Here is a 6,385-nt window from a genome sequence, read left to right on the forward strand (position 1 = left end):
TAGTGGTCGGCGCGGCGTTCGCGGCCGCCGTGTTCCAGCCGCTCTACAACAGCGGCGTGGTGGACCGGTTCTCCGCCGACGGCCCGGCGTACGGCGCCTTCCTCACGGCGGTGGCCGCGCTCGCCGCGCTGTGCGACGCGGTGCTGGCCGCGCTGCTGCGGCGGGCCCGCAGCGGGCTGCGCTTCCCGGCGGGGCTGGAGGACGAACTGCGCTCGCTGTTCGGGATCGGCACCGCGATCGCCGCCACCGGCATGCTGGTCAGCCTGGCCGCCGGGGAGGTGGGCCTGTGGGCGCTGCCGCTGTTCTGCGCGCCGCTGCTGCTCGCGCAGGTGTCGTTCCGGCGGGCGGCGGCGGTGCGGGCCACCACCGGGCAGACCATCGCCAGCCTGGCCAAGGCCACCGAGGTCGCCGGGTACACGCCGCCGGGGCACGCCCGCCGGGTCGCCGACACGGCCTGCGCGGTCGGCCGCGAGCTGGGGCTCGGCACCCGTGAGCTGGCCCTGCTGGAGTACGCGGCGCTGATGCACGACGTCGGGCAGCTGTCGCTGGTGGAGCCGGTACCGGGCGGGGCGACGGCGCTGCTGCCGGACGAGGAGCAGCAGCGGATCGCCCGGCTGGGCAGCGAGGTGATCCGGCGCACCGGGGTGCCGCGCCGGGTGGCCGAGCAGGTCGCCCGGCTGGCCGACCCGTTCCCCGGGCCGGACGGCGGCGGGCGGGGGGTGCCGCTGGCGGCGCGGATCATCCGGGTGGCGAACGCGCACGACGACCTGCTGACGGCGGCCCGGGGGCGCGGCGTCGGGGAGGCGGTGGGCCGGCTGGAGGTGCTGGAGGCGCTGCGGCTGGGCCGGGGCCGGGTGTACGACGCCCGGGTGGTGGACGCGCTGGTGCGGGTCCGCGGCTGACCGCGCCCCGGCGCCCCCGGGCGGCCCGGACGACCCGGCCGGNNNNCCGGGCCGCCCGGCGGGGGCGTCCGGGGTTGAGGCGGCGGGGCCGGGCGGGCAGGCTGGGGAAGGGGCCGGAAACGGGCCGGGACGGAACCGGGCAACCTCGGCGGCGGGGAGCGCGCGCGGTGGCCGTCGTGGTTGGATGCGGTCGTAGCGTGGAAAACCGACCCGGAGCACCGGGCCCGTGACGCGGGAGCGGTCGCGGGACTTGAGCGGACGACGACGGCAGGGACGAACGTGAGGATCTTCCACCGGGCACGGCACCGGCCGTCCGCCACCTGGCGGCAGACGACCGACCGGGCATTCACGTTGATCGGCGACGGCCGCTACGAGGACGCCGGCGCCCTGCTGGTGATGGCGGCCGACCTGGAGCCGTGGCTGTCGGACTCCTGGTTCAACCTGGCGCTGCTGCACAAGTTCCGGCGCGACTGGGAGCAGGCCCGGGCGGCCGGACTGCGGGCGGTGGCGCTGCTCGACCGCGAGCAGGGCGCCCCGGACTGGTGGAACCTCGGCATCACCGCGACCGCGCTGCAGGACTGGCCGCTGGCCCGCCGGGCCTGGCAGGCGTACGGGCTGAAGCTGCCCGGCGGCCAGGGCGTGCAGGGGGACGGTCCGGTCAGCCTGGACCTCGGGACGACGCCGGTGCGGCTCTCCCCGGACGGCGAGTCCGAGGTGGTCTGGGGCCGGCGGCTGGACCCGGCCCGGATCGAGGTGCTGTCGATCCCGCTTCCGTCCTCCGGGCGGCGCTGGGGCGAGGTGGTGCTGCACGACGGCGCCCCGCACGGCGAGCGGGTCACCGACGGGGTCGCCTACCCGGTGTTCGACGAGATCGAGCTGTGGGCGCCGTCCCCGGTGCCGACGTACGTGGTGCTGCTGCAGGCGGCGACCGAGGCGGACCGCGACGCGCTGGAGCGGCTGGTCGCGGACGCCGGCTACGCGGCGGAGGACTGGACGTCCTCGGTGCGGCTGCTGTGCCGGGCGTGTTCGGAGAGCCGGATGGCCTCGGACGACGGGCACACCGCCCACCACGACCCGCACGACGACGGGGACGCCGCGCACCCCGGCCACCTGAGCCACCTGAGCCCGGGCGTGGGCGGGATGTCCTGGCTGGCCGAGCGCGAGTGCGGGATCGCCGCCCCGGCCCACCTGGTGCGGGTGCTGCTGGACCGCTGGGCCGCGACGTCGCCGGGAACCCGGGCGTACCGGGATCTCGAAGAGGTCTGCTGAGCGCCCCTGAGTACCCTGGTGCGGTACGCGTAGGCCTATGGAAGCGGAAGACATGGCGGAGCAGGACCAGCACGAGCACGACGAGACCCCGAAGGTGGTCGGCGAGCAGCCGGACCTCTCCAAGGGCACGGCGCGCCCGATCACCGTCTACGGCAACCCCGTGCTGCACCGCGAGGTGAAGGACGTGACGGCCTTCGACGGCGAGCTGTCCGCGCTGATCGACGACATGTTCCAGTCGATGTACGCGGCCGAGGGCGTGGGCCTGGCCGCCAACCAGATCGGCGTGGACCTCAAGGTCTTCGTCTACGACTGCCCGGACGACGAGGGCGTGCGGCACATCGGCCACGTGATCAACCCGGTGCTGGAGGAGTTCCCGAAGGACCGCAAGCGGGTGCTGGACGACGGCAACGAGGGCTGCCTCTCGGTGCCGACCGCCTACGCCGAGCTGCCCCGCCCGGACTACGCGGCGGTGACCGGCCAGGACAAGGACGGCAACCCGGTCCGCGTCGAGGGCACCGGCTTCTTCGCCCGCTGCCTGCAGCACGAGACCGACCACCTGTACGGCTTCCTCTACATCGACAAGCTGTCCAAGCGGGACCGCAAGGACGCCCTGCGTCAGATGGCCGAGGGCACCGCGCGCTACGCGACCGTCCCGAACGAGTAGCGGTCACTGGCGAAGGCCGGTGCGGGACTCCCGCACCGGCCTTCGCGCTGTTCCGTCCCGCCGCCGTTACGCCGGGACGAACAGCCACTCCGGGCCGTAGGTGAAGCGCGGGTCGATGGGCAGCTTGACGGCGTTGATCTTCTGGGCGGTGCGGCGCATGGCGCCCATCAGGCCGATGGCCGGGAAGATGTCCTCCTCACCGGGGCCCCAGGCGGCCTCCAGGGCTCGCAGCATGTCGCTGTACTGCTGGTTGAAGGTGTGCAGGAGCTCGGCGGTGGCCGCGTCGGGCTCGTTGCCGGGCGAGTTGGCCCAGCCGCCCTGCGGGACCCGGCCGACTGGCGAGGTGTCCGGCAGCGGCACGTCGGCGCCGGTGAAGTCGAACTTCCCGGTCTGCTCGTCGCGGACGAGCTTCCTGCCGACGGCGATCTCCTTGAAGGCGTAGTAGTGGGCGAGTTCGCCCGGAGCGCCGGGGAAGGGGTTCTCCGGGGAGGCCGTGGTGCCCTCGCCCTGGGCCTGGATGACGTGGATGGCGGACAGGACGTCGTCCAGGGTGTTCATCGGGACGATGTCGTTGCCGGCCCCGTGGCCGGACCCGAGCGGGAAGTCCACCTGCTGGCCGCCGGTGAGCAGATGGGCGAACTTGGGGAAGACGTCGGCGATCCGCTGGTAGAAGGCACCGATGGTGTTGCCGTCCGCGGCGAACGCCAGCGGGTGCTCGGGCTTCTCGATCTCGGCGAACAGCGCGGCGGAGTCCCGGCTCAGCCCGCTGAGGAACACCTCAAGCCCGGGGTTGACCCCACCGGGCAGCTGACCGGGGTACTTCGGAACGGTGAGCGGGTCGGTGAGGACGACGGTGCCGCCGATGCGGGTGAGCATGTTGCAGACCAGCCCGAAGTGCGACATCTCGTCGAAGACGATCTCCCGGATGGTGTGCCGGACCGGCTTGCTGTTGTCCGGGTCGGTGATCGACCACAGCGCGGTGGCGTACGGCGGGATGGTCGACAACTCCAGCATGATCGCCCGCTGGAGCGCGTCCTTGAGCTCCTGCTCGGTCCAGTCCTCCTCCGCGACGCTCATCAACTGAACGATCGCGTCACTCTCGTAATCCAGCACCCTGGTGGCCATGTTGCGTCCCCTTTCGACCGGTCGTGGCCGGACCGTAGCCGGGAACCGACCGCCCACGGACACATCTCGCCAGGTTCGCCCCCGAGTTCAGCCGAACAGCCGGTCGCGCGGCTACAGCACGCCGGTGCGGGTGGCGAACTCCCGAACGCCGGCCACCGTCACCGGTGCGTAGAGGAGGTCGGCTGTCAGCGCCCGCAGAGCGGGCCGACGGAGTTCCTCCGGCGCCACCTGCTCTGTGAAGCGCAGCGCCTCCAACGTTCGCCGGTGATCGCCGAGATGCTGCCATAGGCGGGCACAGTCCGTGCCGTACCTGGCCCGGCGTTCGACGGTGGGCAGTTGGCTGGGGACGAGCCGCGCCGCGTACGGGACGGCCTCGTCGGGTGTGCCCAGGGCCGTGTGCACCCCGATCCAGTACAGATCCGCCTGCACTGTGGTGGCGTCGACCGTGAACAACTGTCCCAAGGGCTGCGGCCCGGTTGTCGCGAGGCGGGCGACGGCGTCCACCGCACCGCCCATGAGGTCGAGGGCATCGCTGCGCCGTTGGCCGCACGCGGCTGTGTACGCGCCTGTCATCAGGAGCGTTGCCCCCACGGCGCAGGACACGTCGTCCCCGTTCCGTGCGAGTGAGTCAGCGGTACGGCGCAGGAGATCGACGGCGGCGGCCGGTCGTCCGGCGCGCCGCATGGTGATTGCCAGCACCCGCGCCGCTTCTCCCTCGACAACTGGGTCGCCGCTCGCCCGGGCCGCCGACAGAGCGCGATCTGCCGCCGGCCAGGCGACATCCGAGTGATGCTTCAGCGCCAACTCCGTCGCCAAGACCCACGCTCTGGCGACGCATGCGTGAGCTTCCTCCCGGGACCGGCCCGTGAGGACCCCGAGCGTTGCCCGGGCCGTTCCCAGCAGGTCAGGGAGGACCTCGCCGAGGTCCTGATACCGGGCCGCGCTGAACTGCGCGCGGGCCTCGGTGAGGCTGTGCCGAAGCCGCGGTAGGGAGGTGGGCGCGCCGGCTTCGGGTTCGTACAGGGCTCGGACGATCTGAGCTGCCATATCCGACCGGGTGGCGGCAGATGCCGACGGCGGAATCACCGAGGTTCCGACCGCCGCCATACCTGCCAGGAGTAGCTGCCTGCGCCGCATCGCATCCTCCTGATCCAGGATCACATCTGGCGTCAGAGTAGCGGCTCGGCCCGGCATGACGGCGCTAGCGGGAAGGCCGAGGGCGCGAGCCATGAGCAGCAGCGCCTGCTCCCCGGGGCGGAGCGTCCCGCTCTCGACCCGGCTGATCGCGGACGCCGAGTAGCCACAGGCTCGGCCCAGTTGGACCTGTGTCATTCGCCGGACGCAGCGGGCGGCCCTGATGATCGTCCCGAGGTCGCGTGGACTCATTCTGGAGCTGAGACGGCGAGGAGGGCCGGCAGCATGCCGATCTGCGCGGAGTGCCGCACCGCTGAGGCGGTCATCGAGGACCTGGACGTCGAGCCGCCCCGGCCGTGGTGCGCGGAATGCGCGACGGCCCTGGTGCGGGCAGGCGACCCCGTGCTCAACTACCGCGCCCTGACCAGTGAGGCCGCCGACTACTCGCGCATGCTGTCCCAGCGCAGCACGGCGGTTCTCCCGTTCGGGTGACCGGCCCGGAGGCCGGTCGCACCCAGACGCGACGAACCGCTGCCCCGCCCGGCGAAGGCGCCGGGCGGGGCAGCGTCGTGGACAGCCAGCTGACGAAGGGACGGGAGATGGCGATCGAAGCCGAGCTCAAGGCCGTGATCCGGGACCCTGAGAGGGTGCTCAAGGCCCTTGAGGAGCGGTACGGTGCGGGCCGCGCCGAGGTGTACCGCGACACCTACTACGACGCGCCGGACGGGTCGCTCATGGGTGCTGACCGTGAGCTGCGGATTCGCACCGTGCATGGGCCGGACGACACCCGCACCGTGCTGACCTACAAGGGCGCCCGCGTCGATGAGGCATCCGGGTCCAAGCCGGAGGCCGAGACCCGGGTCGAGGACGCGCAGGCTGCTCACGAGATCGTCTGCGGACTCGGGTTCGTCTCGCGGATCGCGTTCGAGAAGAGGTGCCGCAACTATGTCTTCACCCAGGACGGCCGGCAGCTCCTCGCGACCCTCGTCCGTGTGCCCGAGATCGACGGTACGTTCATCGAGCTGGAGACGGCAGCCGCTGAGGACGACCTCGGCCCCGCGCTCGCCGTCGTCCGCTCGGTGCTCACGTCGCTCGGCATCGGCGACGAGGATCTGACGACCGAGCAGTACACCGACGCGGTGGCTGCGGTCCGGTCGTAGTTCGCTCTCACTTCAGCCGTGGGCGCACGGGGGGCGCCAGCTGTCGTGCACGACGAAAGGTCTCGCCGGGATCAAGGACGGGGAGCTTCCGAGCAGCTGAACGTCGTTGTGGTGCCCCGCACGGCTGTGGC

Annotated in this window: 7 protein-coding genes; 5 read left to right on the plus strand and 2 right to left on the minus strand. The window is 72.5% G+C overall.

Going from position 1 to position 6,385, the window contains the following annotated elements; genetic code table 11:
• The 3 genes from ABD308_RS08710 to def all read left to right on the plus strand — a co-directional run.
• Positions 1-902, plus strand: a 902-nt coding sequence (locus ABD308_RS08710; RefSeq protein WP_344330249.1) for an HD-GYP domain-containing protein, incomplete at its 5' end; no start/stop codon positions are given.
• Between the two features lie 279 nt (positions 903-1,181).
• The gene (locus tag ABD308_RS08715; protein ID WP_344330251.1) at positions 1,182-2,171 is read left to right on the plus strand and encodes a tetratricopeptide repeat protein; all 990 of its coding nucleotides are present in this window, start codon (positions 1,182-1,184) and stop codon (positions 2,169-2,171) included.
• 52 nt (positions 2,172-2,223) lie between these two features.
• Positions 2,224-2,835: a peptide deformylase gene (gene def, locus ABD308_RS08720; RefSeq protein WP_344330253.1), complete on the plus strand. Its 612-nt coding sequence runs from the start codon at positions 2,224-2,226 to the stop codon at positions 2,833-2,835.
• Between the two features lie 66 nt (positions 2,836-2,901).
• On the opposite strand, the gene ABD308_RS08725 is transcribed toward def, so the two are convergent.
• Positions 2,902-3,960, minus strand: a complete 1,059-nt coding sequence (locus ABD308_RS08725) for a ferritin-like domain-containing protein (protein WP_344330259.1) — start codon at positions 3,958-3,960, stop codon at positions 2,902-2,904.
• 111 nt (positions 3,961-4,071) lie between these two features.
• Positions 4,072-5,346, minus strand: a complete 1,275-nt coding sequence (locus ABD308_RS08730) for a helix-turn-helix domain-containing protein (protein WP_344330270.1) — start codon at positions 5,344-5,346, stop codon at positions 4,072-4,074.
• Between the two features lie 33 nt (positions 5,347-5,379).
• Between ABD308_RS08730 and ABD308_RS08735 the strand changes: the two genes are divergently transcribed.
• Positions 5,380-5,586 carry a hypothetical protein gene (locus tag ABD308_RS08735; protein ID WP_344330280.1) on the plus strand — a complete coding sequence of 69 codons (207 nt, stop codon included), beginning with the start codon at positions 5,380-5,382 and terminating at the stop codon, positions 5,584-5,586.
• A gap of 107 nt (positions 5,587-5,693) precedes the next feature.
• Positions 5,694-6,254: a class IV adenylate cyclase gene (gene cyaB / locus ABD308_RS08740; protein WP_344330329.1), complete on the plus strand. Its 561-nt coding sequence runs from the start codon at positions 5,694-5,696 to the stop codon at positions 6,252-6,254.
• Positions 6,255-6,385 lie beyond the last annotated feature (131 nt).

The organism is Kitasatospora putterlickiae, from assembly GCF_039527695.1.
Classification (GTDB): domain Bacteria; phylum Actinomycetota; class Actinomycetes; order Streptomycetales; family Streptomycetaceae; genus Kitasatospora; species Kitasatospora putterlickiae.

Excerpts from the sequence above, each read along its gene's own strand:
- ABD308_RS08725 (WP_344330259.1), bottom strand. The coding sequence starts at position 3,960 with ATGGCCACCAGGGTGCTGGATTACGAGAGTGACGCGATCGTTCAGTTG.
- ABD308_RS08730 (WP_344330270.1), bottom strand. The coding sequence starts at position 5,346 with ATGAGTCCACGCGACCTCGGGACGATCATCAGGGCCGCCCGCTGCGTC.
- cyaB (WP_344330329.1), top strand. The coding sequence starts at position 5,694 with ATGGCGATCGAAGCCGAGCTCAAGGCCGTGATCCGGGACCCTGAGAGG.
- ABD308_RS08735 (WP_344330280.1), top strand. The coding sequence starts at position 5,380 with ATGCCGATCTGCGCGGAGTGCCGCACCGCTGAGGCGGTCATCGAGGAC.
- def (WP_344330253.1), top strand. The coding sequence starts at position 2,224 with ATGGCGGAGCAGGACCAGCACGAGCACGACGAGACCCCGAAGGTGGTC.